This window comes from Pontibacter populi (genome assembly GCF_040278685.1).
Taxonomy (GTDB): Bacteria; Bacteroidota; Bacteroidia; order Cytophagales; family Hymenobacteraceae; genus Pontibacter; species Pontibacter populi.
Genome location: NZ_JBEOKT010000016.1, coordinates 1 through 26,838, shown reverse-complemented (window position 1 = coordinate 26,838; position 26,838 = coordinate 1). Strand labels below are relative to the sequence as shown.

Sequence of the window (26,838 nt, the reverse complement as noted above, 5' to 3'; positions counted from 1 at the left end):
GTTTGGAAGTTAACAGGTTAGAAAGTTAAACTATAGCTGTGCTTATAATTGTTGTATAGCATCTGTAAAGTATGAACTCAGCTAATGTAAACCCACCCCTAACCCCTCCAAGGAGGGGAGTTAGTTAGCTGAGCCATTCATAATTATTAATTCATCATTATCCATTATAAAAAATGCGTCCGGTAGAAGTACTGCGTCAGAATTTTCCGTTTGAGCCTACCGAGGATCAGGCGAAGCTGTTTGCCAAGCTGGATGAGTTTATACTTTCCAAGTCAGATGAGCGGCAGGTTTTCATGCTGAAAGGTTATGCCGGTACAGGTAAAACTACGGTGGTTACATCGTTGGTAAAGATCCTGAACAAGTTTAACTATAAGTATGTGCTGATGGCTCCGACAGGTCGTGCAGCCAAAGTAATGAGTACCTACAGCGGAAAAAAAGCTTTTACCATCCATAAAAAGATCTACCGCCAGACGGCCAATCCATACTCTGAAGGGCTAGCTTTTACGCGCATGCCAAACAAGCTCGAAAACACTGTTTTTATAGTTGATGAGGCCTCCATGATCTCAGACGACAGTGGTTTTGGGCAGAATGGTTTGCTGCTGGACCTGATGAACTATGTGTTTGAGAAGAAAAGCAATAAACTGCTCCTGATCGGTGATACAGCCCAGTTGCCACCAGTAGGCCAGACCCTCAGCCCGTCACTTGATGCAGATTACATAAAGCATAATTTCCGGTGCGAGGTACATCAGATTGAACTGAAACAGGTAATGCGACAGGCCGAGGCTTCCGGTATACTGATGAATGCCACGCAACTGCGCTCGCAGCTTAACCTGGAGCAACCGGATATAAAACTGTTTACCAAAGGCTGGAAAGACATTTTTAAAATGACTGGTGAGAAGCTGGAAGATGGCCTGCGTTATGCTTATGATAAGTTTGGTGTGGAGAATGCCATCGTTATCTGTAGGTCTAACAAAGTGGCCAATATGTATAACCAGCACATCCGGCGCAGTATTTTCTTTGCAGAAGATGAGATAGGAGTAGGCGATTACCTGATGATCGTGCGGAACAACTATTTCTGGCTGCCAAAAGATTCGGAGATCGGGTTTATGGCCAACGGCGACTTTGTGGAAGTTACCAAGATCATCAAGTACGAAGATTTGTATGGTTTCCGTTTTGCGGATGTACGTGTACGCTTTGTAGATTACCCGGATGCTGAAGAACTGGAAACAAAGATAATGCTCGATACGCTTCACAGCGATGCCCCGGCATTGCCTGCCGACCAAAACAAGCAACTATACGAAGCCGTGCTGCAGGACTATATGGACATTGCCAATAAACGCGAGCGGGCAAAGGAACTGAAAAAGAACCCATACCTGAATGCGTTGCAGGTAAAGTTTGCCTATGCGCTAACCTGTCACAAAGCGCAAGGTGGGCAGTGGCAGGCCGTTTTTGTAGAGCAGGGCTACCTGAAAGACGATATGGTGAACCAGGAATTTGCCAGATGGTTATATACAGCGCTAACCCGCTCATCAGAAGAGCTATACCTTTTAAACTTTAACGCTCAATTATTAGCCACTTAACGAACTAAAACGTTATCTTGCTTCGTTGTAAAAACAAATTCGCTATCTAACCCGTACGAATTCAAATAATCCTTTATATCATCATGAAAAAAATTCTCCTATCGTTCGCAATTGCAGCTATAACTGCAGGTGGCGCTGTGGCACAGCAGCAGCCTAAAAAACAACCTACTGCACCGCAGGCACAAGCCAAAGCGGGTCCTGTTATCTCGTTCGAAGAAGCGGAATATAACTTCGGCGACATTACGCAGGGTGATGTAGTAGAACATACGTTCAAGTTTAAGAACACCGGTACACAGCCGCTCGTGATCGATCGTATTGATGTTACCTGTGGTTGCACTACTCCAACCTGGACAAAAGAGCCTATTCTTCCAGGTAAAACAGGAACTGTAGTTGCTAAATTTAACAGTGCCGGTAAGCTGGGTAACCAGAAAAAAGCTATTACAGTACACTCTAATGCAGGCGAGCCTACAAGCGTGTATATCGTAACAAACATCAAAGAGAAGCAGACTGGCAGCGCTAAAAACTAAGTCACCTTCTTTCTCTAATACAAAAGCCATCCGAACGGGATGGCTTTTGTTGTTTTATAGCAGTATGTTTATTTATAACTATAGCGATTTCAGGATAGCATAGAACAGCGCTCCCCAGCCAACTATAAGTGCAGTGCCACCAATTGGTGTTATGGCTCCCAGCCAGGTTATGCCTGTTAAACAAAGCGTGTAAAGTGAGCCCGAAAAGACAAGGATACCTATAAAAAATGCCCAGGCTGCCACTTGCAACGCCGGACTCTCCACTTTAAATAACAACAGGCCAACAGCCAGCAAAGCCAGTGTGTGGTACATCTGGTATTTAACGGCAGTCTCGAATGTATCGGTGCGGTTAGTGGCTTGTAACATAGGCCCCAGTGCATGTGCTCCGAACGCCCCGATCATTACAGTTAAAGCTCCGAATGCGCTGGCAATTAATAGTATCGTTTTTTGTGTCATGGCTAAAAGCTGAGCTATAGTTTATTCTTCGTCACCTTCCAGGGCATCAATTACCTGCTCTTCAAATTCACTCAGGCTGTCGTATTGCTCCAGGTTGATCTCTTTACCTCGGCTTTTTAATTCCTTTACTACATCTAGTGCAATTACTAAAGGGTCAACCTCACGACCCTGCATATCAGCGGTCCAGTTGGCGCCTACAAGCAGTTCGTCGTCGTACATGCCTACACACCAGTTCTCCAGGAATTCGGCTACAGGTAATGCTTCAGCTTTATAGTTTGCCCATTCGTCTGCGGCACAGGCTTTGGCGTTTTCTGCATCCGACCAGAAAAGAATAACTTCCGTGTCTTCGTACTCATTTGAGCTGGAAGTAGCCCAGATATCACCTTCCGATAAACCCCATACTTGTTCGGTATCTGCTACCTGCTGTACGAATTTGCGATAATTGGCTTCCTGGTTTGCGTTTTGGTCTTGCATTATAGTGTATGTTAGTGTTTCTTATTTTGTATAGTTTCGTGAGCCGAAGATACCACTTCCTACCCGAATCATGGTGCTTCCTTCTTCTAAAGCCAGCTGCCAGTCTGAGGTCATGCCCATCGATATCTCTTTAAAATCGGGGTTGGCGAAGAAGAACGTTTCTTTTAATTGCTCAAAATAGGAGCGAAGCTGCCGGAATTCGTTTCTTAATTTATCCTGATCATCTGTGTTAGTAGCAATGCCCATTACCCCCGTAATACGGATATAATGCATGTTTCGGTACTCATCAGTTTGCAGCAGCGCCACGGCTTCATCGTAAGTCATGCCGTACTTTGTTTCCTCGTCGGCAATAGAGAGTTGCAGCATGCAGTTAATAGGCGTTGTGCGGTTGCGCTGCTCTGCCCGTTTGTTTATCTCCATGAGCAGTTTCAGGCTGTCTACTGACTCTATGGTATTAATAAAATCGGAGATATACTTTACCTTATTGGTTTGCAGATGCCCGATCAGGTGCCATTCAATATCGTGGGGCAGCAGGGCGTATTTATCTACCAGTTCCTGCACTTTGTTCTCTCCAAAAATGCGGTGCCCGGCATCGTAGGCCTCTTTTATAGTTTCTACGGCGTGCGTTTTGGTTACAGCTACCAGGCGGGCAGGAGTATTCTTAAGCTGCTCATCAAAATATCGTATGTTATCTGCAATGTTGCTCATAGTTTATTTTTAATTGTTGGATGGTTGAATTGTTGGATCAGCTATGGTACAGAAGCAATGTATTGCGTCTGTACATTTCCCCAAATCTTTAACTCAATAACTCTTAAACTCTCTAACTCCTAAACTCTCTAACTTTAAATTAGTCTTCCAATACATTTGTTACAAAGGTGTTTTTGAGCAACATCCAGCAGAGCAGCAGGAGCAGGGCCCACTTTAAGTATACCTGGTAATAGTCTTTGGTGTCCCGGAAGCGCTTTTCATTTACTTCGGTCTTTTCCAGGGTGTTTATACTTTTGAAAACTTCCTGCAAGGCATCTTTACTATCAGCCCTGAAAAACCGTCCGCTTCCGATCTCGGCTACATCGCGCAGGCTGCTTTCGTCGAGGTTAGTTTCTACAAAAAGCGTTTTGCCGTTGTCATCTACAGCATAAGGAACCTGCCCGTCTTTACCTATCCCGATACTATAAAGTTTTATGTTATAGTTATTGGCCAGTTGCGCAGCCATTTGCGGATCCAGGCTTCCGGCAGTGTTTTCCCCGTCACTTATCAGGATAACAACTTTGCTTTTGGCTTGTGAGTCACGCATGCGGTTAGTAGCTACAGCCAAAGCACTACCTATAGCGGTTCCGTCATTCTCGATCATCTTAAAGCCAATAGAGTTAATGCTTTCGCGCAACATCTGGTAATCGGTAGTTAGCGGAGATAACGAGTAGGCATCGCCGGCAAATACCACCAAACCAATCCTGTCCTGCACACGGCCATCTATAAACTCCAGGGCTACTTCTTTGGCAGCGTCCAGGCGGTTTGGTTGTATATCCTGCAGCTCCATCGAGCCTGATACATCCAGGGCAAGTATAATGTCAATGCCTTCTGCAGTTTGTTCTACCTGTTCGTTTATGCGTTGCGGCCGTGCCAGTGCCACTAGTACCAGCATAATAAAAAGGATAAACAGGATATCAGGCACAAAGCGTAGTAAGCTGGTCCATTGCCAGTGAAGTTTGCCATCGAACATGGCCACGTTCAGCTTATTGCGCGAGTTTAACGTGAACAGCCACTTCAGCAGGAACAACAACGGCACCAGCGGCAGCGCATATAGCACCAACGGAAAAACCCAGTCGTAAGAGCGGAGCGTGTCCCAGCTAAACCAATCCAGGCTCAGCCACTCCAGCATGTTGTCTGTTATTTTTAGCATTTTTTATGATCTCACGGTTGGCTCTGTAACGGCTTTTGGCAAACCGGCGCAGCATCAGTAAGGCTTCTTTTGTCTCAGCGTCGGCTTCTGTAATCAGGTTACCATAAATGGCTTTGTCGCAATGGCGCAGGGCATTGTTTACTTCTTCGTTATCGTTGTAAAATTCAACTATCTCTTTGGTTGTGAATGAGTTAATAGCGCTTCGTTCCAGTTTGGTCAGGTAATTCTTCCAGAGCGATACGGCCTTCTCCATACTTTGCGATACACCTGTTTTTACAAAGCGATCTATGTGTGCATTGTAGCGCGAAGCAAAATATAAATGGTCTTTGCGAAGGCGGTATAGTTTATACTTGGTTTTTATAGTTTGCCCGAAAATGAGCCAGACCAAACTCGACACAAGTGAGATAAAAGAGATCCAGAGCAGCAGGATCGGCCAGTCAAAGCGTTCCTCAACAGGTACCAGTTCGGTTTCGAATCTGAACTTTAGTGGCTCATTTACTCTAGTTACCAGTTCCTGCAGTATTACCCGGCTGCTGTCGCTGTTTACCCTTATCGTATCTTTGCCCTGCAGCACAAAAACCGGCAAGGCCAGCGATTGTACAGCTTTGGTATCAAATGTTCTCAGGGTATAAACCGCACTATCTGTACTGATCCCGTTTTTGGTTTTAGTCGCAAAAAAATCTTTCCGTACCAGCTCGAAAGGGGAGAAGTTATAGTTGGTGCCTGGTAAGATAACTTCCAGTTTTTCGGGGTGACGATGTACTAAAGTAAATTGCAAGGGCGCTCCGATACGGATAGTGTCGCTGTTAAAAGTGCCGACAGGGCGCAGCACCTGCTGACCAGCTACCAGACCGGGTAAAGCAAATAATACTATAAATAGCAGATACTTAAGCACTTCGTTTGGTGGTTTTGTTGCGGAGCCTGAAAAGGTTTACCAGTTGCGGCACGTAATCTTCGTTAGCCTGTATAGCCAGGTAATTTGCCTGGTATTTGTGGCAGATGCGCATTACATTTTCCTGGTTCTCTTTGTACTGCGCAAAATACTTTTTCTGGAATTCTACGCCTGAGGTATTTAACCATACGGTTTTACCGGTTTCCTTATCCAACACAGGCACAATGCCCATTCCCGGCATCTTCCGTTCGCGCACATCCACTAAATGAATCACTATCAGGTCGTGTCGGCGGGCCAGCATCTGCAGTTCCTTTTCATAATTCACATCTATAAAGTCGGAAATAAGCAGAATAATGCTGCGACGCTTAATGATGTCGAGGGTAAGTTTTATGCCTGCAGCCAGGTTGGTTTTGGCAGATTTGGGTTGCAGTTCGTCGAGCGCTTTTATGATGGTGTAAGCCTGCTCAATGCCTTTTGCGGGTTTAATATACTTTTCTTTCTGGTTTGAGAAGCAGATAATACCGATCTGGCTTTGCTGCCGCGCTGCCGAAAGAGAAAGTACGCCGCAGATTTCTTTGCCAACGTCTAATTTATGTTGTTTACCGGTACCAATCGTTTGCGAAGCACTCACATCCAGCATCAGAAACACAGATTGCTCTTTTTCTTCGCGATACGTTTTAACAAAGGTGCCATGGCCTTTTGCACTCACATTCCAGTCAATAGCGCGAACATCGTCCCCATACTGGTAAGCGCGCACGTCGTCAAATTCCAGCCCTGAGCCTTTAAACACAGAGTGGAAATCGCCTTGCATCTGGGTAGTGATTGCCTTTCTTATCCGGATCTCGTACTTTCGTAGCTTTTGAACAAGCTCTTTCATACTCTTGTTGTCCTGGTGTGAGATTTTAAAATTAGGACATATTCCCGTAATTTACATCCGTGAAACGACTTTTCTATATACTTTTTTATCTTGTACTACTGGGTTGCCAGCAGCAGGAAGAAACCGCAAAGCCTGCAGGCATGGTACCGGAAGCTAAAATGGTGCAGATACTGGCAGATGTGCATGTCATGGAATCCCTGATAGAAGCAACTATAAATTATCCTGATACGGCCATGATGGTGTATAACAGGGAACACAAAAAGATACTGGAAAAGTATGGCGTAGAACAAGCAGCTTTCAGGAAGACCTATAACTATTATGGCGCTAACCTGCAGGAAATGGACAGGTTATACGAGATAATACTGGATACGCTTTCGGCCCGTGAAGCTAAGTATGTGGCTAAAAAGAGTAGAGGAGCCGCCGAAGGTGATACGCTGTTACCAGAGGAAGAAGAAGCTATTGAAGAAATGCCAGGCAGGTTAAAGAATACCCTCCGCCGACCTGCTGATGCAAAATCGGGAGAGCAGGTACTTTAAATAAGCTTGCTTCCGTTCGGAACTTTAGAGGCGGGTTGTGCCAGCACAATATCCTTGTTCTCATCCTCAAAACCGGTTACCAGCACTTCCGAAATATATTTTCCGATCTGTTTTTTGCCCAGATTAACTACGCAAAGCACCTGTTGCCCGATCAGTTCTTCAGGAGTATAGTGTTTGGTGATCTGTGCGCTCGATCTTTTTATTCCTAAAGGGCCCAGATCCACGGTCAGTTTATAGGCCGGCTTGCGCGCTTCCGGAAATTCGTTCACTTCCACTATAGTTCCTACCCGTATATCGGTTTGCTCAAATTGCTGCCAGGTTATTGTTTCTTTAGCTTCTTCGGGTGCGTACATGTCCTGCTTATAGTTTCTGATTTTCTCAAATATACTATAAAGCTGAAAAGTGAACTATAGTTAGGCACTCCAGAAAACAAGATATTCCCTCCTGACATAGCCTGGGCGTTCTAAAAGCAACATAAGGCACTGCACTTCGTACTCCTATGCAACTTTACTTATGTAAAAATCAGGCAGTTCAGGCTGCTTTATAATCACGCGCTCACACAATAAAACTATGAAGAAAGAATCCGGAGCAAGCAAATCTGTTTGGATTGAAGGCATTTCTATGCCGGCCACACATCCGCTGCAAGAAAATACTACCTGTGATGTTTGTATAGTTGGTGCCGGCATCGCCGGATTAACAACCGCCTACCTGCTGGCTAAAGAAGGCAGAAGCGTGGTGGTAATAGAAGCAAAAGACACCATTTGCGGCGGCGAAACCAACCGTACTACTGCCCACCTGGCAAGCGCCCTCGACGATGGTTTCCCGGAACTGATACGTTTGTTTGGAGTGGATGGTACACGCCTGGCCACGCAAAGCCACATGGCAGCGATCGATAAAATTGAAGAGATAATTAAAGAGGAAAAGATAAACTGCGACTTTAAAAGGGTGGATGGGTACATGTTTGCCAACGACCAGAAGGAAGAGGAGCAGCTTACGAAAGAACTGGAAGCAGTACAGAAAATAGGCTGGCGCGATGTAGTGCTTCGTAAAACCTGCCCGGTCGAAACGCTTACCGATCTGCCTTGCCTGCACTTCCCGAACCAGGGCCGCTTTCATGTACTCAAGTATCTGTCAAGCCTCACCAATGTGCTGATCGATAAGGATGTACGAATCTATACTTCAAGTAAGGCTGTAGAATTTAGAACGGGGGCAATTGCCACTGTGGTAACCGAAAATGGAAACTCTGTATCGGCAAACCACCTGGTAGTAGCTACCAATACGCCGGTAAACGACATGGTAACCATGCATACCAAGCAGGCACCTTACCGCACGTATGTAATTGGTGCCACTGTGCCAAAAGGCGCTGTACCCGATGCCTTGTACTGGGATATGAAAGACCCTTACCATTATGTGCGTATCCAGGAAGCTGATAAGGATGCACCTGAAGGAGCAGATGACCTGCTTATAGTTGGTGGCGAAGACCACAAAACAGGGCAGGACGACCATCCGGCATTGCGCTTCCAGAACCTGGAGCACTGGATGCGGATGAAATTTCCGATGGCGGGTGAGATCGTGTACCGTTGGTCGGGTCAGGTGCTGGAGCCAGTTGACAGCCTTGCTTTTATTGGTCGGAACCCGGGAGATGCCGAGAACGTGTACATTGCCACCGGTGACTCTGGCCACGGCATGACCCACGGAACTATAGCTGGTATTTTAATTACGGACCTGATCATGGGCCGCAAAAATGAGTGGGCTACTATTTACGATCCGGCAAGGGTAAGCCTCAAAACTTCCGGAGAGTTCCTGAAAGAAAACATGAATGTGGCTGCCCAGTTTAAGGATTACCTGACAGGTGGTGAAGTGAGTGATCCATCGGAGGTTATGCCGGGTACAGGAAAGATCATGCGCAAAGGTGCTACCAAAATCGCTGTTTACTGCGATCAGGAAGGTGTCCGCCACGAATGTTCAGCTATCTGTACACACTTAGGTTGCGTAGTAAGTTGGAATAACGTAGAAAGCTCCTGGGATTGCCCGTGCCACGGTTCCCGTTTCGACCCGTTTGGGAAAGTGATCACAGGCCCCGCAACCAAAGACCTGGAACCGCCCAAGTAAGTTAGAAAGTTGAGAAGTTAGAAAGTTTGGAAGTTGATGAATTATGAAGTTTTCGTGAATCTGCTTCTGTGAACTATAAACTTTAAACTTTAAACCAAAAGAGCAACTATAGATCTGTTTCTATAGTTGCTCTTTCTATTTTTATCAGAAGATACCCTTTAAACTTTCTAACTTTTTAACCTTCTAACTTCCAAACTTTTCCAGTTGTTTCAGGCGCTGATTGATGCTGGCTTCCCAGGTGGCAGTTACGTTGGCGTCTAAGCCATGGCGTGATAGTTCGTCAAATTTATCCTGTTCGGCTTTCCAGTTGGTGAAGGCTTTATTTACGGTTTCGGTGAGTTTTGCATTGGCTGATGTGCAGGAGGTACCCAGGGCTAGTAGTTTTTTACGCAGCATGCGGGCATGTACTTCGGTCAGGTCAAAATGCAGTTGTTCGTGATGCAGTAATTTTTGAGATTGCTTGTTTTTAGACCATGATTCTGTAGCCACAAATACGCACTTTACGGTATAGTTGAATTTATTGGCAGCGCAGTTTGCATCTACGGCAAGGTTGGCGGCAGTAACGGCATGGTGCGGGTTTAGTGTATCGGGCAGGGCTTTAAAATCGTCCCAGGACAAGCGTCGGTCTGCAGACCAGGAGATCTGACCGGAAACGGTGTTCTTGTCTGCTGCAACAGGCATGGCTGCGGCAGGAGCTGGCGCCAGGTAACCTGTTACCAGCGACAAAAGTAGAGAGAAAAAAAACATCTTGGCTAAAAGATTTATATTTACCGCTTAACAGCAGTTATTGCTAAAATAGTGCCCTTAATTGCATTTTAAGTTGTAACTAACTGATTGCTAAGCTTCTTAAAGCGTAAAAATAGCAATAAAGCGGCAACAGACAAGCCGGCCAGCAAACCAAGCCAGACTCCGTTTACTCCAAATCCTAATTTAAAGCCCAGCACGTAACCCACCGGCAACCCGATCACCCAGTATGCGATAAGCGAGATCACACCGGGCACCCGTACATCTTCCAGGCCACGCAAGGCACCCAGCCCTACCACCTGCACGCCATCCGAGATCTGGAACAATGCCGCAATTATGAGCAGGGTAGAAGCGATCTGAATCACTTCCGGGTCATCAATATAAAGCATGGGTATCAGTTTATTACCGGCGATCATCAGCAGGCCGCTGGCCAGCATGAACAGTACACCCATCGCAAAACTGCTGTTGCCTGCCATCTGCATGCTTCTATAGTTGCCCAGTCCTTTCTGGTTGCCTACCCGTATAGTTGCCGCTGCTGCTATGCCACTGGCCATCATGTACGTAACCGATGCCACGTTTATGGCTATCTGGTGGGCTGCCAGTTGCTTGGTGCCCAGCCAGCCGATCATAATTGCCGAGAAACTGAAAGCGCCCATCTCAAAGATCATCTGGCCGGATATAGGTAAGCCCAGCTTAAAGATGCGGTACATGTGTATAAACGAAAGGTGACGCAGCTTCAGAAAATGGCGGAAAATCTCGAAACGTTTGGCATACATTACCCAGCCCGCCATCATCAGCGCCATCACGATCCTTGAAATTAACGTAGCCCAGGCAGCCCCCATCATGCCCATTTCCGGGAAGCCCAGTTTACCCCAGATCAAAAGGTAGTTTAGAATAATGTTGAGTGTGTTGGCAACTATCGTAATGTACATCGACTGTTTGGTGAACGACAGCCCTTCGGCGAACTGCTTAAACGCCTGGAAAAGCATGAGGGGCACCATTGACAGGAAGAGCACGTTTATGAACGGAATTGCCAGCGCTACCACCTCCTCAGGTTGGGTTAAGTGCGTGATGTAAGGAGATAAAAAATAGCCAACTATAAACAGGAGTACCCCAAGTATTAGATTAGAGATAAGCCCGTTGAGCAGCAGCAGCGAGATACGGGTATAGTTTTTACGGCCTTCGGCGGCGGCAATAAGGGGGGTGATACTGAACGAAACGCCCATCCCGAACACCATCACGATCATGAAGATACTACCGGCTAGAGAAGCCGCTGCCAGCTGTACCGTACCGATCTGGCCTACCATCAAACTATCGAACACGCTAACCATAATGTGGCCCAACTGGCTGAGCACCACCGGGTAAGCGAGTGAGAAGTTCTTGGAAAAATGTTCTTTATAGGTATTGATCTGCATAGCTACTCCGGAAAGGCCTGCAAAATTAGCGCTTTTTACGGTAAGCTATACGTTATGTTAATTTATAGTTTACCTATAGTTGCCGGGGCAGGTTTAAGCTGCAGCAGTGCCTCTTTTAATCGACTCATAGCCTGGTCCAGCACCTGTCTTTCCACTGCAAACGACATGCGAACATGGCCTATGCCGCCAAACTTATCGCCGTTCACAACTATAAGCTTATATTCGTTTTGAAGGTAATTGCAAAGCTCTTCTGTGGAGTTTATAGTTGCGCCTGTAGGTGTTGTAGTTCCAATATAATGGCCCAGGTACGGGAAAAAATAATAGGCGCCATCGGGCACGTAGAATGAAACATGCGGTATGGCTTCCAGGCCTTGCAACATTACCTGGCGGTGTTCCTGCAGCACCTCCAGCATAGGTTTCAACGATTCGGATTTATGGGTTATTGTTGCCAGAGCAGCTTCTTGTATAAACATGCTCACGCCCGAAAAGGTATTAGACTGGAAATCTGTACTTTGTTTGATGACCTCTTCCGGAGCCACCATGTACCCGATGCGCCAGCCCGACATCGCAAAGTTTTTAGAGAAGCCGTTAACGACGATTATTCTTTCGTCTGCCCCTTCGCAGCTAAGGGCAGAAGTAACAGGGTTGCCGTAAGTATCAAGGTCATAAATCTCATCGCTGATCAGGTATAAGTCTGGATAATCTTTTAGCAGCGCAACTATAGTTTCGAGTTCGTGCTTGCTATAGATACGGCCGGTCGGGTTGGCAGGGTTGGTTAACAGCAGCAGTCGGCTCTTCGTTGTAAGCTTATTTCGCAGTGTTTCTACGTCTAAACTATAGTTGTCTTCTAAAGTGGTTGGTACGGTTACCAGTTTGCCTTTACTGTATTTCAGGAGCTCGTTAAACCCAAACCAGGCTGGAGTTGGAATTACCACTTCGTCACCATCGCGCAGCAACACCGAGAACAGATTAAAAAGTGCCTGCTTGGTGCCGGGAGTTACCAGTACTTGTTCCGGTTTTATAGTGATGCCATCCTGCTGATACCGCTCAACTAAAGCCTGGCGTAAGCCGGCGGTACCTTCGGCGGGCCCATAGTAGGTTAATCCAGCGTTTAAAGCATTTGTGGCAGCAGTTATGGCTATATCAGGGCTTCGGAAATAACTTGCCCCGGAGGCCAGGTTCAATTCGGTCATATTAGGTTACGGCGTATAAAACGTCGGCAAAATACTGGTTTTTATCCTGAAATACCTGCTTCACTTCAAATCCATTTTCCTGGCCTATTGTTTCAGCAAGCGCTAAGGTAAATTTGTAGGAATTTTCGGTATGGATTGCTTCCCAGGCTTTAAATTGAAAGGTTTGGCCAGTGGCCTGTACCGTTACTTCCTGGTCTTGCTGGCTGATGATAAAGCTTTTCATAACGCCTTTCTGGGGGTTGTAAAGAGCAAAATGTTTGAACTGCTCAACTATAAAATTGCCACCAAGTTCGCGGTTAATACGGTGCAACAGGTTCAAGTTAAAAGCAGCCGTCACGCCTGCGGCATCGTCGTAAGCCCGGAGTATAGTTTCCGGTTCTTTGCAAAGGTCCATGCCCACTAACAGCATATCACCAGATCTCATGTGAGATCGCACTTTTTGCAAAAAAGACTGTCGCTCTTCAGGGTTAAAATTACCGATATTAGACCCCAGGAATAGTAAAACCCTCCGACCAGGCTTGTGCTCATCCAGCCAATCGAGGGCATCAAAATAATCACCTACTACTGCGTGTGAATGTAACTCTGGTAAAGCCTGCTGTAAATTCTCACAAAGTTCGGCCATGGCATCACCTGAAATATCAACCGGCACATAGTCGAATGCAGCATTTTGCTCCAGCAGTTCTTCCAGGATGATCCTGGTCTTGGTGGCATCGCCGGCGCCCAGGTCTATCAGATGGAAGTCTCCCTGTGATGCCATTTGCCGGGCTATAGTCTGCCGGTGTGTGGTAAATACATCGTGTTCGCTACTGGTAAGGTAGTATTCGGGCACATGCATGATCTTCTGGAACAGGCGGCTGCCTTCGCCATCATAAAAATACCGCGACGATAGCTGTTTGTCGTGCTGGCTCAGTCCTTTTTTTACGTCTGCTGCAAATCTTGCCCTGGCGCTTGTACCCGATTCAGGTGTGCTCAGATCTGTTATCTGCAAAGTGGTGAGGTTATCTTTCATGTAGTTTTATTTGTTTGCCAGCCTGATTCCGGTAAACTGCCAGCGTTTGTCAGGGTGAAAAAAGTTTCGGTATGTAGTTCGGATATGATCTGCAGGTGTAGCGCAGGAGCCACCGCGGAGCACCATCTGGTTAATCATGAATTTGCCGTTGTACTCGCCCAAAGCGCCAGGTGCTGTTGAGAAACCCGGGTACGGATGGTAGGCACTATAGGTCCATTCCCAGGCATCGCCGTATAGTTGCAGCATGTTACTTTGATCGGTCTTAACAGCTGTTGGTTCGAATATGCCGGAGTCCGAGAAATTGCCCTGCTGTGGTGGATACGCCTGCGAAGCCGCTTCCCATTCAAACTCGGTTAACAATTGTTTGCCGGCCCAGTTGGCGTAGGCACTGGCTTCGTAAAAACTGATGTGCGTAACCGGCTTGTTCAGGTCAAGTTCTTCAGGTCCGTGCAAACTATAGCGGAACCATTTGTTATCCTGTTTCATCCAGTAAAGTGGTGATTCCCAGTTTGATGTTTTAGCTAAGGTAAAGCCTTCATCTAACCAGAATCTGAAATCTTTATAGCCTCCAGATTCCATAAATTCCAGGTATTCGCCGTTGGTCACCAGCCTGTTCATTACCTGTAAATCGTGAATCAGTACCTCGTGCACACCCAGTTCATTATCGAAGCAGAAGCCATTGCCCTGGTAACCTATTTTGTAAATTCCTCCCGGCACATCCAGGAAAGTGGCCGGTACATGTTCCGTTTTTCCGCTGGTTTTAGCAGGCGTATAAACAGGCAATAAGGGGTTTGTGCTGAGGATGTATTTTATGTCGGTAAGAAGCAGTTCCTGGTGTTGTTGTTCGTGTTGCAGGCCAAGTTCCAGCACCGGCATCATTTCGCTCAGAAAACGATCATCCGGGTTCTCCAGGAGTTTTGCCAGGTGTTCATTTACATGGTTGCGATAACTATAGACATCGCGAAGTGGCGGACGGGTTAAGGTGCTGCGTTCAGCGCGTTGTACCCGGTTACCGACGCTATTGTAGTATGAGTTGAACAGGTAACTATAGCTCGGGTGAAAAACTGTATAATTTGGCAGGTAAGGCTTCAGCACAAACTCTTCGAAAAACCAGGTGGTATGGGCCATGTGCCACTTGGGCGGACTCACATCAACCATCGGCTGTACTACGGTATCTTCAGGCTCCAGCGGTTTACAGATAAATTCTGTCTGGGATCTAATCTTCTGAAGCCGGGTTGCAGTATCCGTTAAATTAGTAGCGAGGGTTTTCATAGTTTAAGCGTGTTATATCAGGTTAATTTCGTGGCCGGTAAGTGACTGACTATTAAGAAAACCAACGCGATCTCTTATTGTTATGGCGGTACTTACGTTTATTAAGGCTGCTTTGATTTAATTTGCATGACAATTCAGTAGCAGGACCATGGCTCTACAATGTACTTATATTCCTTATACGCTTGATTTTAAGTTTGATGCCCGCACATCGAGAGGCGCTATTTCGCAGCACCAGGTTTTTTATATTAAACTTTGGGATGCTGCTGACCCAACTATAATTGGTATTGGTGAATGCGCACCACTGGCCGGCTTAAGCATCGATCACCGGCCGGATATAGAGCAGAAGCTTTCAGAAGTTTGCCAGACTATAAATTCAGGGAAAGCCGATACGTTAGACATGGATATGCTGGAATTACAGGAATGGCCGGCCTTACTTTTTGCGCTCGAAACTGCATTGCAGGATCTTCAAAACGGCGGAAAGCGGTTGATCTACAAAAACGCATTCAGCAATGGTGAAGCAGGTATCTCTATAAACGGACTGGTTTGGATGGGGGATAAGGAGTTTATGCAACAGCAGATCACACAAAAACTGGCTCAGGGCTATAGTTGCCTGAAACTTAAAATTGGCGGACTTGACTTTACGACCGAACTGGAAATACTGCAAAGCATACGCGAAACCGCCTCAGAAAGCGAATTAACGATACGCGTAGATGCCAACGGCGCTTTTGCCCCTGACCAAGCTTTTAAGAAACTGGAACGACTGGCAAAATTTAACATCCATAGTATAGAGCAACCTATAAAACAAGGACAGTGGAAAGCGATGGCGGAACTATGTGCCTACACACCTGTACCAATTGCCCTGGATGAAGAACTAATTGGTGTGCAGTTGGCTGATAAACAAACTGAACTGCTGGATACGATAAACCCACAATACATCATCTTAAAACCAACACTGGTAGGTGGCCTGAAAGCTAGCGCTACCTGGATTGAGTTAGCAGAAAAGAGTAACATAGGCTGGTGGATTACCTCGGCTCTGGAATCGAATATCGGGTTGAATGCGATAAGCCATTTTACAGCAAACTATAATATTACTATGCCGCAGGGGCTGGGAACCGGGCAACTATACCATAATAACATTGCATCGCCGTTACAGATAGAACAAGGCAAACTATGGTACAGCATGCTGCAGGAGTGGGGCAAGCTATAAACTATAGATATTTCTCCAGCAGCAGTTGCTTTACTTTTTCCATGCCGGTGCTGGCTTTGTCTTCCAGAAGGAGCAGGTTCGGGCGTTTCCTTACGGTAGGCAATTTGGGGTCTACCACTATAACAGGCACATCTTCCGGTACCAGGTCCACCAGGCCAGCAGCCGGGTAAACGACCAGCGATGTACCTACTACCAGGAAAATATCAGCCTGTAGCGTTTCCTGTACGGCATTTTCCATCATCGGCACAGGCTCACCAAACCAGACAATGTTCGGACGCAGCTGTGAGCCACGTTCGCATTTGTCGCCTTTGTTCAGTTGCCAGCCTTCTATCTTATAAACCAGCTTTTCATCCAGCGTGCTTCGGCTTTCAAACAATTTTCCATGCAGGTGCAGTACATTGGTTGAGCCGGCCCGCTCGTGCAGGTCATCTACATTCTGGGTTATAATGTGCACATCAAAGTGTTCTTCAAGGTCGGCAAGTATGGTGTGGCCTTGGTTGGGCTTAACAGTATGGGCATTTTTACGACGCTGATTATAGAACTCCAGTACCAGTTCCGGGTTTTTGCGCCAGCCCTGTGGTGTGGCAACTTCCATCACATCGTGCCCTTCCCAAAGTCCGTCCGCATCCCTGAACGTAGCAATTCCGCTTTCGGCACTGATGCCAGCTCCTGTAAGTACAACCAGTTTCTTCTTCATTCAAATAAAATTATACTACGGTTATTCTCAGTCAAAAATAATTATAAAAACCTGCTGTAAACTATACGGCTGTATTTAAAGAGTTGATTTTACGCAGATGGATTATTATGTATTATACCTTTAAGCAGTGAATTGAGTGAATTGTAAACACTTAAGATATAGCTGTTTTGTAATATAGTTTGTTGCTAATGTTTGTAATTATTTTAATATGAATACTTGCGTTTTAAAATACAGCCTTTTAAATTGCAGTACATCTTCCGAGAAAAATTAAATTATTCAAAGTGATTTTAAGCCCTGAAAGAAGTTTTGCTATGTTGGAATTATACTTGCAAAAGGCAGGTTTAGACTGGCATACTTCTTGGTTCAATCAGTATAAACTTAACTTTTAGCCAATGTTAGACCTCATTAATTTTGTTGCCCTGTCTGGTGTTTTTAATGTTCTGTTCTTCTGGTACGCATCAACGAAGATGAAATCGAAAGCAGATCCGGTTAAGACCCTGGTCGTATCATTCGTGTTTTCTATACCGCTTAGCTTTTTGCTGATAGGTGTTTATACTACCATGCTGATCTATGCTGCAAAGACAGGTGCCAACGAAGATGCCATGTGGGAATACATGGAGCAGGAAGAATTACAATAACAGAAGCTTTTAGTTACCACGCACATAGTTAACTCTACAAGTTAGTTTTATAAAAGACATCAAAGCGACAGCCCAAAAGCTGTCGCTTTTTTTGTGGTAAAGGGTATTTGGTTGGTAAGTGTAGTTGTATAGTTAACGTGGTCCAACCACCTCCAGCCCCTCTGAGCTATGCTCGCTACCTTCGAACTCTCGTTCTCGGTAGTCTAAGGCGGGGAGTTTTTCTGCCTTTGCTACAGTTTAATTTATGGTTTTATAGTTGGTGATTTAACACCCCTATAGTCCCCTCAAGGGGACAGTTTCTGCTATTCCTATAGTTTACTTTTTAGTTCTATAGTTACAGCCTATCGAGCGGACAGGTCGCGACCTGTCCCTACGGAACTATAGCCACGATAAAGCTCGAAGCTTACCGTTCAAACTATTAATAGGCGGTTATGATGCGAAACTTCACAGTCTTTGGGTTGAGCGCCTTGTGAATATCTGGTGCCGAAAGGCATTGCGAGGAACGAGCAAAAGAGATTCGCACAGCGCGATGCCCGAAGACGGGGCCTCCCGGCCGTGAGGGCACCAAAGCCTGATTGAAACGATAGATAAGTAAAGCTCCCTGGATTGGAAGGGGTTTGAAACTATAGCTTGGTGCGAAGAGCAGGGTTTACAACTATAGAACTCAGATTTCTCACGCTGTTCGAAATGACAAGAAGTAACTATAAGACACATAAGATCCTTCGGCTGACGTTCAGAATGACAGTTACGATAAGATCTTTAAAGAATCTCTTTGGATAAGTGTAGATCCATCATACCGTCCATCTCTCGGACCATTCTCAAGTTTTAAAACGCCTCTGGGGCAAACATGGGCACAAACTCCGCATCCCACACACGACGAGCGGATGATGGGCTTACCTTGCTGGGCGTACCACCGAACATCAATGCCCATTTCGCAGTAAGTAGAGCAGTTGCCGCAGGAAATACATTGGCCGCCGTTGGTCGTGATACGGAAGCGCGAAAGATGTTTTTGCAGAAGGCCTAAATACGCGGCCATCGGGCAGCCAAAACGGCACCACACTCGGTTACCCAGGATCGGGTAGAAACCTACGCCCACTACACCTGAAAACAGGGAACCGATAAAGAAACCGTAACTCCTTGAAAAACCACCTGACAAGTCTCCAAGTAAAGTACCGCCTGACCAGGAATTGACCCAAAGCAGAATAGTAGTGACGATCACAAAGCCAAGAATAGGATAGATGATAGCGACTTCCCATTGCCAGGCTTTTTTGCTTTTGTCGGAGAGGTGGCGGTAGGGGTCGCCGGCGGTTTCGGCGAGTCCACCGCAGCCACATACCCACGAACAGTACCAGCGTTTGCCATAAAAGTAAGTTAGTACAGGTGTTGCCAGAAAAGTGAACACAGCACCCCAGAACACCATAAATACACCCAGCGCCTGCCCATTATCAACCAGGTAGCCAACAGTACCCGGAAAAAGGTAATCATATTTAAGCGGCCAGAAATAACTGAAGTAGAATTCGGGTTGGTTAAAGGCCAGTAACAGGCCGGGCAACAGAAAGGCGAAACCCAACTGGAAGAAGATGACCGAACAGGTCCGGATCAGGTGATAGGGATTGTTCCGGTATTTAAGCAGGGCGTACACGCCCATCACTATAACCGCCAATGTATAGAATGTGCCATACAGGAACCACTGGTCTGAAGGTTTATTTCGCAGTCCCTGGCTGAGTGGCTCTACGGCAACTATAAGTCCATGCAGCGTATCCGGAAACCAGTAAAGCAGGATGTAAAAGCCGGTAAGTACGATGCCTAACACCCAGGCTGACATACCGCGTGACGTAGCATCCTGTTGCCAGAGTCCGTTGTTCTGATGCGATACATGTTTGGGTAAACGGGAGCAAACTATAGTTATCAGGCTGCCTGTAGTTAGCAGACCTAATCCACTTAATCCCCAGGTAACAGCATCAATATTAGCTCCACCAATTAAAGTAACAAGCAAGCATAGTGTGCTGATGGCCAATAGTGTATAGCCAATGTATTTAAAGTAATTATATAAGTTATTGGTAGGAGTTTTGTGCATACTTTAACAGTTGTCGGGTGTTTCTGCAAAGAGGGATAAGCGCTGACGAAGGTTCCACCAACTATGCTGTTTTACCGGGGCCTGTTTTTCCGGGAACTGCTGGTAATACTGTTTTAAAAGTTCGGGCTCGTACCGCTGGAAAAATTCTGAATCGAAGTTTACGGCTGGCAGCTGCTCCATTACCTGGTGTATGGTATAGTTCTCTTTCAGCCAGTAATGGCACAGGTCGTGGCGGAAGCGGATGCCGAGCAGGTTCACACCCATCAGTTTGCCGCTCTCTCGCTCATAAAGTAAACGCATGGCTTTGGTCTTAACCGGGTGTTCCCAGTAAAGCGAACTATAGTGTTGCTCGTCCCAGTTGCGTGGAACAAAACCATAGGTCTGGTATTCGATGTTCAGGAACTTGGCGGAATTAAACCAGGGGCCGCGGGTATATGGTTCCCGGTTACCTGTGAGTATGGCTGCCAGGGATTCGCCGTGTTGCCGGCCGGTGTACCAGAGTTGCTCCAATGCAGGCTCGCCGGGAGCCGGATCTTTAAACTGGGCACAATCCCCGATGGCGTAAACGTTCTTTATGCTTGTCTCGAAGTAATGGTTTATAAGAACTCCTTTATCTGTTTCAATACCAGTTGGTTTTATAAAATCTATGCATGGTTTAACCCCCGTAGCTATACCTACAAACTGGCATGGAATCTCTTTACCACTTTTAGTCTTAACGGCTCTGACCTTACCGGTTTCGTCACCAAGTATCTCAGCCAATTCATCCTGTAGTTGCAATTCTATACCGCAGTCCAGGATGTGTTTCGTTACCAGTTTAGCTTCCTGCTCAGGCAGGTTACTACGCCAGTAAAGATTTTCCCGGACCAGTATAGTTACGTTTATGCCCTTGCTCTGCAGCATTTCGGCCATCTCTATTCCTATCAGTCCGCCGCCAACTATAACTGTTTGTTTAATACCTTTCGTCGTCTGCTGCATCAGTTCAAGGTCCTGCAGGCTTATAAGCGCCTGCACGCCTTTTAGCTGTAATCCCGGCCAGTTATAGTATACCGCCGAAGATCCGGTAGCCAATACAAGCTGGTCGTATGTTATCGGTTGGGATCTTTGCAGTTTCAGGGTCTTCGTTTCAAAATCTACGGACTCTACAGAATCCTGCAACTGCTCAATTTTTTGTTCTTCGTAATACCAGTCGGGGTAAGGTATAATGTCCTGGTAGCGCATGTGGCCCATGTACACATACATCAATGCCGGGCGTGAAAAGTGCGTTGGAGCTTCAGCAGAAATAACAGTAATGCGGCAATCAGAATGGGCACGAAGTCGCTGCGCCAGCGTAATTCCGGCTATTCCGTTCCCGATCACTACCACATGATTATTTTGCTGCATGTACTTTATTTCCGGTTTAGGTTTATAGTTGTAATACTGCTACTCAGATCAAATATAGTTTAAAATGCTGTAAGGGGGCTGATGATCAACAGAAGAAACTACGGAAGGTTATATGGGTTGGCGCCATCTTGGTAGTAAATTATAGTTTGAGGAACCTTTAGCCAACAAAAAAAGGCCGGAACTATGTCCCGGCCTTCTGTTTGTAGTGTGTGCTTAATGACTGCCGGCGCTGCTGCCTATATCGGAACCGCCGTCCTGTACATCGGCACTGCCGCGGCTACCGCTTTTCTGCGATGGCGCACCGCCAACTTTGCCTTTCATGATCTTTTCGTTGTTAACATCAACCTTCTTTCCTGTCGGGTTTATGTTAGGCACTTTGTTGCCTTTGCCATCTGGTTTATTCTGGTCCTGGTTCTTCTTATTTTTATCGTTCATAGTCTTCTTTATTTTCAGTTATGGTTTAGGCATTAGTGCCTGGTGTTAAAATCGGTTGTATCTGTTTCGTTCGTTTCTGTTATAATCCTGGTCGCGACGCTCGTTGCCGGGCTCAGGATGGCGGCTTGTATAGTTGCCATGATAGCTGCGTCTGTGGCCAGTAAGCGGGTTATAGTAACGATGCTCTTCCCAGTCTGCGTTCCAGTCTCCGTCATAGCCCACACTTAGCGAGCCAGCCATGTTGCCATAGCTTTCGTCGCGGCCACGGGTTCTGAAACGGTCCGGATCATAGTTTCCTTCAAAGTTTGCGAACACGCTTCTGGAGCGGTACATGCTCTCCGGCTGTTGCGTTTCTTCATCATGCCAGTAGCCCTGTGAGTTGCGGCTGCCATAGTTAAAACGGTTCCGGTCCCTGTCACGGTCATGATCCCGGCGTCGGGGCTGGTTTTCGTTATAGTAAAAGCGTTGCTCACGGCTCTGATACTCTGGTCTGCGATCATACGTTCTGGAGCTTTCGTGTCGTTCGCCGCGCCTGTCAAACCCGTCGTAAGTGGTTTCATCGTGATAAGGACTATCATTATCCAAACGGTAGGCTACCCTGAACACGCTCTGGTCTATCGGGCGGTCATCGCCGCGGTAATTATTTCTGTAGTCAGTGTATCCTGTATTATACCAATCGTTTCCTTCCATAGCATTTTAATTCTTTAGTGATACTATTTATAACGGCTGAAAACGCCTATGGTTAAGGTATTTATATAACTATGGATGTAGAGCTAATTAATCTAAACCCGTTGACCTGCCGTAAAACTAAACGAACAAATTAATCTACAACTATGAGAAACAGACGAGAAAATGACCAGAGCGAAACCCGAAACGATGTAGAACCACGTTGGCTACACGGTAACCACGGTAACAATTCGGACCGGGGAAACTATAGGATTGACTCTCATTTTAACCGCGGAAGAGGCGAGTATGATGAAGATTTCCTTGACAGGTCCTCATTTAATACAAACGACGATCATCGCGGTTCATCTCCCGAAGGTCGCTACCAGGTTGGTGGGGCACAATATGCCGGCGAAGATTTTACCAACCAGCGTCGTCGCCAAAGGAAAGATAATATGTATGGCATGAGCTACACCAAAGACGATGGTTATAATTCCGGCCGCCACTATGACCCGCGTGCCAACTACAGAAATTCAGATTACAGCGACTTTGGCCGGCAAAATGAGCCACGTGACCTGAGCCGTGAACGCGACGAGCGCTTTGGACATGAATTAAGCCGTGGAGACAGAGGCGAATATTTAGGCCATGCGTCTATGGGAGATTATGAATCTTACAGAAGATACGAACACTTCGACCCACGCTACGATAACGACTATAGTGGCGGTTTTGCAGGCCGTAACTACTCCGAAGGCGAAACCCACTACGGCGAAGGCAGTTACTACAGTAACATAGACCGCTGGAGAGGAGAACAGGCCCAGAACCAGCCGCAGAGTGGCAAAAGAACCAGATCTAGAAAATAATCTTTTAAACAGCGGCACAAATGCAAGTGAAGTGTTTTTGCTGCCTTTTAAACAATAAAGCTATGAGACGAAACAACGATATGTATTCCGGAAACTTTGAGGATAACTATAGCCGTGAGTATGATGATAGCCGCTACGGACAGAACTATAACCGGCAGCGGGGAAATTATCATGAGGAAGGCGAGCAATACCGTTCTCCGCGAAACCAGGATAACAGGAGGAGAGGAGATTACGAGCCAACCCGCGAAGATTACTATAACCAGATGTATGACATTGCCAACTATTCCGGTATGCCGCGCGACGAAAATTATGGTTTGCCGCACGGCCCAGAAGATGAATTGATGAACATGAAGCCAATGCCGTTGCAGGAAGGACCCTATAACCGCCACCGCCATTACAACTATAGTTTAGGCTACAACCCGAACTTCGATAACCCGGAAGAAGGCGACATGTACCGCAACTTCGACAGCCGGGGCAACCACGGTTACCGCCACGATGCATCATATGGCAACGAAGACGAGTTCAGGGATTTTGGAAACGACCGTTACGGAAGCAGCGATTATACAAACAGGCCTTCTGATGACCGTTACACCGATTACGACAGGTACTAAGCTACCAAAGCGAAACTTTAACGTATAGATGCCTGTACATTAGTATTAAATTTCCATCTGAGAAAAGGCCGCGGCACATGCTGCGGCTTTTTTATTGTGCCTGCCGTGTATTGTATATCCAGATAAGTATAAATATATTTGGCTATACACCTAAACACTCTACACCCATGAAATTGTTAAAAAGGATCGGATTCGGACTGCTTGCGCTGGTTTTATTGCTGGCTGCCGGCTCGTTGCTTATCTCATCTAAATTAAAGGTTGAACGCTCTATAGAAGTAGCAGCACCGGCCAATGCTGCATTTGAGCAGGTAAACACGCTCCGTAACTGGGAGCAATGGTCGCCGTGGCACAAAATTGACCCGCATATGATCTTAACATATAGCGGCCCCGATGGCGGACCAGGCTCGAGCTACAATTGGTTCAGCAAAGACCCTAACGTAGGCGATGGCGAATTCAAGATCGTTAAAACAGATCCTTATAAAGCCATTGATGCAGAAATGCAATTTGGCCCAAGCAATAAAGCCAACACTAACTATAGTTTTGAAGAAACTGCAAAGGGCACCCGCATTACCTGGTCAATGGAGTCAGAACTGGGCATGAACCCGGTAGATAAGTATTTCGGTATTCTGTTCCTTGATAAATATGTAGGGGCAGATTTCGAGCGCGGCCTGAATAATATGAAGCAGATACTGGAAGCGCAGCCTGTAGTTCAGGATGATGCGCACGCAGGGCATGGACATTAATACTATGACATTATAAAACAGAAAAGCCAGGTTTATCGCCTGGCTTTTCTGTTTTATAGTTGATACTATAGGTTAGATCAGTTTATATAGCCTGTCGCGGAGGCCGGCAGAGGCTTCTACCAATGGCATACGCACAGCAGGCTCGCACACTCCGAAACGCTCCAGCAGGGCTTTAACGCCAACAGGGTTACCTTCTTCGTACATCAGCGGGTTTATGTCTATAAAGTCGTAAAGTAGCTGTGATGCTTTAGCGAAATCATAGTTCAGGCCAAGGCGTATCATGTTGCTGAACTTCTCAGGGAAGGCATTTGCCAGAACCGAGATAACGCCAACAGCACCAATCGAGATCATTGGCAAGGTCAGTACATCATCACCCGAGATCAGCATAAAGTCGGCTGGTTTGTGTTTGGCAATGGCCATGCATTGCTCCAGGTTACCTGATGCTTCTTTAATTCCGATAATGTTAGGGTGTGCAGCCAGTTTTATAGTTGTCTCGGCAGTTACGTTGCTGCCTGTGCGGCCCGGCACGTTGTAAAGTATAACCGGCACAGGCGATGCTTCGGCTACAGCTACATAGTGCTGGTAAATGCCCTGCTGCGACGGCTTGTTATAGTATGGGCTCACCGAAAGTATGGCATCAATGCCATTCAGGTCGGTAGTTGCGAAGCTATTCAGCAGTTCCTGGGTATTATTGCCGCCAAGTCCGTAAACCAGCGGCACGCGTCCGTTTACGTGTTGTTTTATAGTTTGCAGTATCTGCTTTTTCTCTTCGGCAGTTGTGGTAACCGACTCGGCAGTGGTGCCATTAATTACCAGGTAATCTACGCCGCCATCCAGCACAAAGTCCAGAAGCTTTTTTAGGCCGTTATAATCTACAGCCAGGTCTTTTGTAAAAGGCGTTACCAACGCTACGCCCGTACCTTTTAATCTTTCCTGAATCATCTATTTAAAGTAAGAACTACGAAGTTCTGATTATGTATTGGTTTGTGCAAGTTTTTTGGTTTTTAACGTTACTCGTGCAGCCGAAGCCCGTAGCGTAGCAAGGGTTAAAGCTGTACCTTGTTAGCACAATTAATTTTATTTATAGTTTGGAAAGATACCTGCTTCAAACTCCTCGATGTATTCTCTTGAGAAGCCTCTTGTTATGGGCATGAGCCATATTGATTCCAGTACTTCTCCTTTCTTGAACATGTGCCCGTAACCGTTAACCCTCTCGCCTTTAAGGTCAAAAGTGTACATCGCCGAGATTTCCTCCTCATCGGATGAGAAAGTCTCAAGCTTTAGCCTTTCTGGACTGACGTTATGTTTCTTTAGCAAGCCTTCCAACGCGCTTGCATACGCGTCCACTATAGAGAGTGTGTCTGCTTTGATTCTGGAGTCCATGAAGGCAGTAAGTCTGTCATTGTTTCCGTCCGAGTACATCTTTAGTTGTTTGTAGAACCACCTTGTGGACTCTGGAATTTCTGAAGTCCGCAAAGTCAGTTTCTCAGGGCTGTCGAACTGCACTTCACCAATAGTCTGCGTTACCCATTCCCCTTTCAGTATCTCCTCGTCAGTCGGCTGTGATGTTACCAAGTATAGAGCAAGTATGCCAACAGCGAAAAGCCCAGCTGCTGAGGCAGTTTTTAATCCTTTACCTTTTTCTTTTACTAAATAATAAATACCCGCTCCCACCAATGCCCCAACACCGCCAAAAAGTGCGGCATAAAGTATTTCCATTTTATCATCTGCCGCCATGGCGTCTGCCATATTGTATCCCAAAATCGCGGGGACTACTAAGAAGATGCCTCGCCAAATTTGTTCGTCTTTATTCATTCTTTATTTGTGCTAACGGCTTGTATATGAGGTGAACCAGGCGCAGCCGCAGCTTTGCTCATGTGCTTGGTTAGGCACAGTTTTTTTTATTCTTTTATAATTTTACCATTTTCATCAAATCGAGTAGTTTTAGTTAAAAAACCATCTTTAGTATAATTAGATATTTGCTTGATTTTACCGTTATGATAAAACTCCTTTAAGACTCCGACTACTAATCCTTCTTTGAATTCACCAATAAGTTTAATTGAACCGTCTGAATAATAACTTTTTTGTAGTCCATCAGAAGGTTTGTCACAATTTCTAAAAATGTAGCCGTGTTTATCATGGGTAACCAAATATTCTTGGATTCGGGGAATCGTTAAGGTGTCTGAATTTACCTCTTCATTGAGTTGAATGTTTTGAATGTCACCAGTTCCCGTAGAGACCAAAATATACTGACCTTTCTTGGGAAGCAGTACAGTCCCAGTCTTGAAGTCGGATATGTGATATTGCTTTCCATCTTTTTCCAGATAATAGTTAAAGCTAATCTCAACTTCATTCAAACAAGGATTCTTCAAATAAAGGTTATACTTTATTTCATTACCTAATCCAGAGCTGTAACAAAGCAGGAGAAAAAGAAATATTTTCATAAGTCCTTAAATTTTGCCTAACGGTTGGGCTAAAAGACGGCGGAGGCCGTCGGCCGATGCTGGCGCTTAGCTGTTGTTGTGGGGCGTTTTTTTTAT

General features: G+C 46.0%; 29 protein-coding genes. 9 read left to right on the top strand and 20 right to left on the bottom strand.

Going from position 1 to position 26,838, the window contains the following annotated elements; genetic code table 11:
• The first annotated feature begins 173 nt into the window (after positions 1-173).
• Together ABS362_RS15340 and ABS362_RS15335 are read left to right on the top strand one after the other, a co-directional pair.
• Positions 174-1,580, top strand: a complete 1,407-nt coding sequence (locus ABS362_RS15340; RefSeq protein ID WP_350413441.1) for an ATP-dependent DNA helicase — start codon at positions 174-176, stop codon at positions 1,578-1,580.
• An 83-nt stretch (positions 1,581-1,663) separates the two neighbouring features.
• Complete coding sequence (locus ABS362_RS15335) at positions 1,664-2,107, top strand: DUF1573 domain-containing protein (RefSeq protein WP_350413440.1); 444 nt, start codon at positions 1,664-1,666, stop codon at positions 2,105-2,107.
• Positions 2,108-2,185: 78 nt separating this feature from the next.
• On the opposite strand, the gene ABS362_RS15330 is transcribed toward ABS362_RS15335, so the two are convergent.
• The 6 genes from ABS362_RS15330 to ABS362_RS15305 all read right to left on the bottom strand — a co-directional run bounded on the left by ABS362_RS15330 (position 2,186) and on the right by ABS362_RS15305 (position 6,706).
• On the bottom strand, positions 2,186-2,563 hold the full coding sequence (locus ABS362_RS15330; protein WP_350413438.1) for a DUF423 domain-containing protein: 378 nt from the start codon (positions 2,561-2,563) through the stop codon (positions 2,186-2,188).
• Positions 2,564-2,584: 21 nt separating this feature from the next.
• Positions 2,585-3,037: a DUF2750 domain-containing protein gene (locus tag ABS362_RS15325; protein ID WP_350413437.1), complete on the bottom strand. Its 453-nt coding sequence runs from the start codon at positions 3,035-3,037 to the stop codon at positions 2,585-2,587.
• Between the two features lie 21 nt (positions 3,038-3,058).
• Positions 3,059-3,745, bottom strand: coding sequence for a YggS family pyridoxal phosphate-dependent enzyme (locus tag ABS362_RS15320; protein WP_350413435.1), 687 nt, complete (start codon positions 3,743-3,745; stop codon positions 3,059-3,061).
• 139 nt (positions 3,746-3,884) lie between these two features.
• Positions 3,885-4,937: a vWA domain-containing protein gene (locus ABS362_RS15315; protein WP_350413434.1), complete on the bottom strand. Its 1,053-nt coding sequence runs from the start codon at positions 4,935-4,937 to the stop codon at positions 3,885-3,887.
• Positions 4,885-5,832, bottom strand: coding sequence for a hypothetical protein (locus tag ABS362_RS15310; protein WP_350413432.1), 948 nt, complete (start codon positions 5,830-5,832; stop codon positions 4,885-4,887). The genes ABS362_RS15315 and ABS362_RS15310 overlap by 53 nt, the downstream gene beginning before the upstream one ends.
• The gene (locus ABS362_RS15305) at positions 5,825-6,706 is read right to left on the bottom strand and encodes a DUF58 domain-containing protein (RefSeq protein ID WP_350413430.1); all 882 of its coding nucleotides are present in this window, start codon (positions 6,704-6,706) and stop codon (positions 5,825-5,827) included. Before ABS362_RS15305 ends, ABS362_RS15310 begins: the two co-directional genes overlap by 8 nt.
• A 59-nt stretch (positions 6,707-6,765) precedes the next feature.
• Between ABS362_RS15305 and ABS362_RS15300 the strand changes: the two genes are divergently transcribed.
• The gene (locus tag ABS362_RS15300) at positions 6,766-7,242 is read left to right on the top strand and encodes a DUF4296 domain-containing protein (RefSeq protein ID WP_350413428.1); all 477 of its coding nucleotides are present in this window, start codon (positions 6,766-6,768) and stop codon (positions 7,240-7,242) included.
• Here ABS362_RS15300 and ABS362_RS15295 read toward each other — a convergent pair.
• The gene (locus ABS362_RS15295; protein ID WP_350413427.1) at positions 7,239-7,595 is read right to left on the bottom strand and encodes a tRNA-binding protein; all 357 of its coding nucleotides are present in this window, start codon (positions 7,593-7,595) and stop codon (positions 7,239-7,241) included. The genes ABS362_RS15300 and ABS362_RS15295 overlap by 4 nt on opposite strands.
• 217 nt (positions 7,596-7,812) lie before the next feature.
• Here ABS362_RS15295 and ABS362_RS15290 point away from each other — a divergent pair, with 217 nt between their 5' ends.
• Positions 7,813-9,354 (top strand): FAD-dependent oxidoreductase, encoded by a 1,542-nt coding sequence (locus ABS362_RS15290; RefSeq protein ID WP_350413425.1) that lies wholly within the window; start codon positions 7,813-7,815, stop codon positions 9,352-9,354.
• Between the two features lie 183 nt (positions 9,355-9,537).
• Here the strand turns inward: ABS362_RS15290 and ABS362_RS15285 are convergent, their stop codons facing one another.
• The 5 genes from ABS362_RS15285 to egtB form a co-directional block, all read right to left on the bottom strand.
• The gene (locus ABS362_RS15285) at positions 9,538-10,101 is read right to left on the bottom strand and encodes a DUF922 domain-containing protein (RefSeq protein WP_350413423.1); all 564 of its coding nucleotides are present in this window, start codon (positions 10,099-10,101) and stop codon (positions 9,538-9,540) included.
• 68 nt (positions 10,102-10,169) lie between these two features.
• The gene (locus ABS362_RS15280; RefSeq protein WP_350413421.1) at positions 10,170-11,513 is read right to left on the bottom strand and encodes an MATE family efflux transporter; all 1,344 of its coding nucleotides are present in this window, start codon (positions 11,511-11,513) and stop codon (positions 10,170-10,172) included.
• Positions 11,514-11,575: 62 nt separating this feature from the next.
• On the bottom strand, positions 11,576-12,706 hold the full coding sequence (locus tag ABS362_RS15275) for an aminotransferase class I/II-fold pyridoxal phosphate-dependent enzyme (RefSeq protein WP_350413419.1): 1,131 nt from the start codon (positions 12,704-12,706) through the stop codon (positions 11,576-11,578).
• Position 12,707: 1 nt separating this feature from the next.
• On the bottom strand, positions 12,708-13,715 hold the full coding sequence (egtD, locus tag ABS362_RS15270; RefSeq protein ID WP_350413418.1) for an L-histidine N(alpha)-methyltransferase: 1,008 nt from the start codon (positions 13,713-13,715) through the stop codon (positions 12,708-12,710).
• A gap of 6 nt (positions 13,716-13,721) precedes the next feature.
• Positions 13,722-14,987 carry an ergothioneine biosynthesis protein EgtB gene (egtB, locus tag ABS362_RS15265; RefSeq protein WP_350413416.1) on the bottom strand — a complete coding sequence of 422 codons (1,266 nt, stop codon included), beginning with the start codon at positions 14,985-14,987 and terminating at the stop codon, positions 13,722-13,724.
• Positions 14,988-15,135: 148 nt separating this feature from the next.
• On the opposite strand from egtB, the gene ABS362_RS15260 reads away from it, so the two are divergent.
• A complete protein-coding gene (locus tag ABS362_RS15260; RefSeq protein ID WP_350413414.1) occupies positions 15,136-16,194 on the top strand; it encodes an o-succinylbenzoate synthase in 1,059 nt (352 codons plus the stop codon).
• 1 nt (position 16,195) lies between these two features.
• Here the strand turns inward: ABS362_RS15260 and ABS362_RS15255 are convergent, their stop codons facing one another.
• A complete protein-coding gene (locus tag ABS362_RS15255; protein ID WP_350413412.1) occupies positions 16,196-16,891 on the bottom strand; it encodes an SIR2 family NAD-dependent protein deacylase in 696 nt (231 codons plus the stop codon).
• A 392-nt stretch (positions 16,892-17,283) separates the two neighbouring features.
• Here ABS362_RS15255 and ABS362_RS15250 point away from each other — a divergent pair, with 392 nt between their 5' ends.
• The gene (locus tag ABS362_RS15250; RefSeq protein WP_350413411.1) at positions 17,284-17,529 is read left to right on the top strand and encodes a hypothetical protein; all 246 of its coding nucleotides are present in this window, start codon (positions 17,284-17,286) and stop codon (positions 17,527-17,529) included.
• Positions 17,530-18,274: 745 nt separating this feature from the next.
• Here ABS362_RS15250 and ABS362_RS15245 read toward each other — a convergent pair.
• The 4 genes from ABS362_RS15245 to ABS362_RS15230 form a co-directional block, all read right to left on the bottom strand.
• A complete protein-coding gene (locus ABS362_RS15245; RefSeq protein ID WP_350413409.1) occupies positions 18,275-19,606 on the bottom strand; it encodes a 4Fe-4S binding protein in 1,332 nt (443 codons plus the stop codon).
• A gap of 3 nt (positions 19,607-19,609) precedes the next feature.
• Positions 19,610-20,986, bottom strand: coding sequence for an NAD(P)/FAD-dependent oxidoreductase (locus ABS362_RS15240; protein WP_350413408.1), 1,377 nt, complete (start codon positions 20,984-20,986; stop codon positions 19,610-19,612).
• A gap of 213 nt (positions 20,987-21,199) precedes the next feature.
• Complete coding sequence (locus ABS362_RS15235) at positions 21,200-21,421, bottom strand: hypothetical protein (RefSeq protein ID WP_350413407.1); 222 nt, start codon at positions 21,419-21,421, stop codon at positions 21,200-21,202.
• Positions 21,422-21,466: 45 nt separating this feature from the next.
• Complete coding sequence (locus ABS362_RS15230; protein WP_350413405.1) at positions 21,467-22,111, bottom strand: hypothetical protein; 645 nt, start codon at positions 22,109-22,111, stop codon at positions 21,467-21,469.
• A 143-nt stretch (positions 22,112-22,254) separates the two neighbouring features.
• On the opposite strand from ABS362_RS15230, the gene ABS362_RS15225 reads away from it, so the two are divergent.
• The 3 genes from ABS362_RS15225 (at position 22,255) to ABS362_RS15215 (ending at position 24,298) form a co-directional block, all read left to right on the top strand.
• The gene (locus ABS362_RS15225) at positions 22,255-22,944 is read left to right on the top strand and encodes a hypothetical protein (protein WP_350413403.1); all 690 of its coding nucleotides are present in this window, start codon (positions 22,255-22,257) and stop codon (positions 22,942-22,944) included.
• Between the two features lie 62 nt (positions 22,945-23,006).
• The gene (locus tag ABS362_RS15220; protein WP_350413401.1) at positions 23,007-23,555 is read left to right on the top strand and encodes a hypothetical protein; all 549 of its coding nucleotides are present in this window, start codon (positions 23,007-23,009) and stop codon (positions 23,553-23,555) included.
• A 167-nt stretch (positions 23,556-23,722) separates the two neighbouring features.
• The gene (locus tag ABS362_RS15215) at positions 23,723-24,298 is read left to right on the top strand and encodes an SRPBCC family protein (RefSeq protein WP_350413400.1); all 576 of its coding nucleotides are present in this window, start codon (positions 23,723-23,725) and stop codon (positions 24,296-24,298) included.
• Positions 24,299-24,370: 72 nt separating this feature from the next.
• Here ABS362_RS15215 and dapA read toward each other — a convergent pair whose 3' ends face one another.
• The 3 genes from dapA to ABS362_RS15200 form a co-directional block, all read right to left on the bottom strand.
• The gene (gene dapA, locus ABS362_RS15210; RefSeq protein ID WP_350413399.1) at positions 24,371-25,240 is read right to left on the bottom strand and encodes a 4-hydroxy-tetrahydrodipicolinate synthase; all 870 of its coding nucleotides are present in this window, start codon (positions 25,238-25,240) and stop codon (positions 24,371-24,373) included.
• A gap of 135 nt (positions 25,241-25,375) precedes the next feature.
• On the bottom strand, positions 25,376-26,113 hold the full coding sequence (locus ABS362_RS15205; RefSeq protein WP_350413397.1) for a hypothetical protein: 738 nt from the start codon (positions 26,111-26,113) through the stop codon (positions 25,376-25,378).
• A gap of 86 nt (positions 26,114-26,199) precedes the next feature.
• Positions 26,200-26,742: a toxin-antitoxin system YwqK family antitoxin gene (locus ABS362_RS15200; protein ID WP_350413395.1), complete on the bottom strand. Its 543-nt coding sequence runs from the start codon at positions 26,740-26,742 to the stop codon at positions 26,200-26,202.
• Positions 26,743-26,838 lie beyond the last annotated feature (96 nt).

Coding starts and splice junctions, on each gene's coding strand:
- ABS362_RS15260 (WP_350413414.1), top strand. CDS start 15,136: ATGGCTCTACAATGTACTTATATTCCTTATACGCTTGATTTTAAGTTT.
- ABS362_RS15340 (WP_350413441.1), top strand. CDS start 174: ATGCGTCCGGTAGAAGTACTGCGTCAGAATTTTCCGTTTGAGCCTACC.
- ABS362_RS15335 (WP_350413440.1), top strand. CDS start 1,664: ATGAAAAAAATTCTCCTATCGTTCGCAATTGCAGCTATAACTGCAGGT.
- egtB (WP_350413416.1), bottom strand. CDS start 14,987: ATGAAAACCCTCGCTACTAATTTAACGGATACTGCAACCCGGCTTCAG.
- ABS362_RS15225 (WP_350413403.1), top strand. CDS start 22,255: ATGAGAAACAGACGAGAAAATGACCAGAGCGAAACCCGAAACGATGTA.
- ABS362_RS15325 (WP_350413437.1), bottom strand. CDS start 3,037: ATGCAAGACCAAAACGCAAACCAGGAAGCCAATTATCGCAAATTCGTA.
- ABS362_RS15200 (WP_350413395.1), bottom strand. CDS start 26,742: ATGAAAATATTTCTTTTTCTCCTGCTTTGTTACAGCTCTGGATTAGGT.
- ABS362_RS15305 (WP_350413430.1), bottom strand. CDS start 6,706: ATGAAAGAGCTTGTTCAAAAGCTACGAAAGTACGAGATCCGGATAAGA.
- ABS362_RS15290 (WP_350413425.1), top strand. CDS start 7,813: ATGAAGAAAGAATCCGGAGCAAGCAAATCTGTTTGGATTGAAGGCATT.
- ABS362_RS15295 (WP_350413427.1), bottom strand. CDS start 7,595: ATGTACGCACCCGAAGAAGCTAAAGAAACAATAACCTGGCAGCAATTT.
- ABS362_RS15255 (WP_350413412.1), bottom strand. CDS start 16,891: ATGAAGAAGAAACTGGTTGTACTTACAGGAGCTGGCATCAGTGCCGAA.
- ABS362_RS15205 (WP_350413397.1), bottom strand. CDS start 26,113: ATGAATAAAGACGAACAAATTTGGCGAGGCATCTTCTTAGTAGTCCCC.
- ABS362_RS15220 (WP_350413401.1), top strand. CDS start 23,007: ATGAGACGAAACAACGATATGTATTCCGGAAACTTTGAGGATAACTAT.
- ABS362_RS15215 (WP_350413400.1), top strand. CDS start 23,723: ATGAAATTGTTAAAAAGGATCGGATTCGGACTGCTTGCGCTGGTTTTA.
- dapA (WP_350413399.1), bottom strand. CDS start 25,240: ATGATTCAGGAAAGATTAAAAGGTACGGGCGTAGCGTTGGTAACGCCT.
- ABS362_RS15245 (WP_350413409.1), bottom strand. CDS start 19,606: ATGCACAAAACTCCTACCAATAACTTATATAATTACTTTAAATACATT.
- ABS362_RS15250 (WP_350413411.1), top strand. CDS start 17,284: ATGTTAGACCTCATTAATTTTGTTGCCCTGTCTGGTGTTTTTAATGTT.
- ABS362_RS15230 (WP_350413405.1), bottom strand. CDS start 22,111: ATGGAAGGAAACGATTGGTATAATACAGGATACACTGACTACAGAAAT.
- egtD (WP_350413418.1), bottom strand. CDS start 13,715: ATGAAAGATAACCTCACCACTTTGCAGATAACAGATCTGAGCACACCT.
- ABS362_RS15240 (WP_350413408.1), bottom strand. CDS start 20,986: ATGCAGCAAAATAATCATGTGGTAGTGATCGGGAACGGAATAGCCGGA.
- ABS362_RS15280 (WP_350413421.1), bottom strand. CDS start 11,513: ATGCAGATCAATACCTATAAAGAACATTTTTCCAAGAACTTCTCACTC.
- ABS362_RS15285 (WP_350413423.1), bottom strand. CDS start 10,101: ATGTTTTTTTTCTCTCTACTTTTGTCGCTGGTAACAGGTTACCTGGCG.
- ABS362_RS15235 (WP_350413407.1), bottom strand. CDS start 21,421: ATGAACGATAAAAATAAGAAGAACCAGGACCAGAATAAACCAGATGGC.
- ABS362_RS15330 (WP_350413438.1), bottom strand. CDS start 2,563: ATGACACAAAAAACGATACTATTAATTGCCAGCGCATTCGGAGCTTTA.
- ABS362_RS15320 (WP_350413435.1), bottom strand. CDS start 3,745: ATGAGCAACATTGCAGATAACATACGATATTTTGATGAGCAGCTTAAG.
- ABS362_RS15275 (WP_350413419.1), bottom strand. CDS start 12,706: ATGACCGAATTGAACCTGGCCTCCGGGGCAAGTTATTTCCGAAGCCCT.
- ABS362_RS15315 (WP_350413434.1), bottom strand. CDS start 4,937: ATGCTAAAAATAACAGACAACATGCTGGAGTGGCTGAGCCTGGATTGG.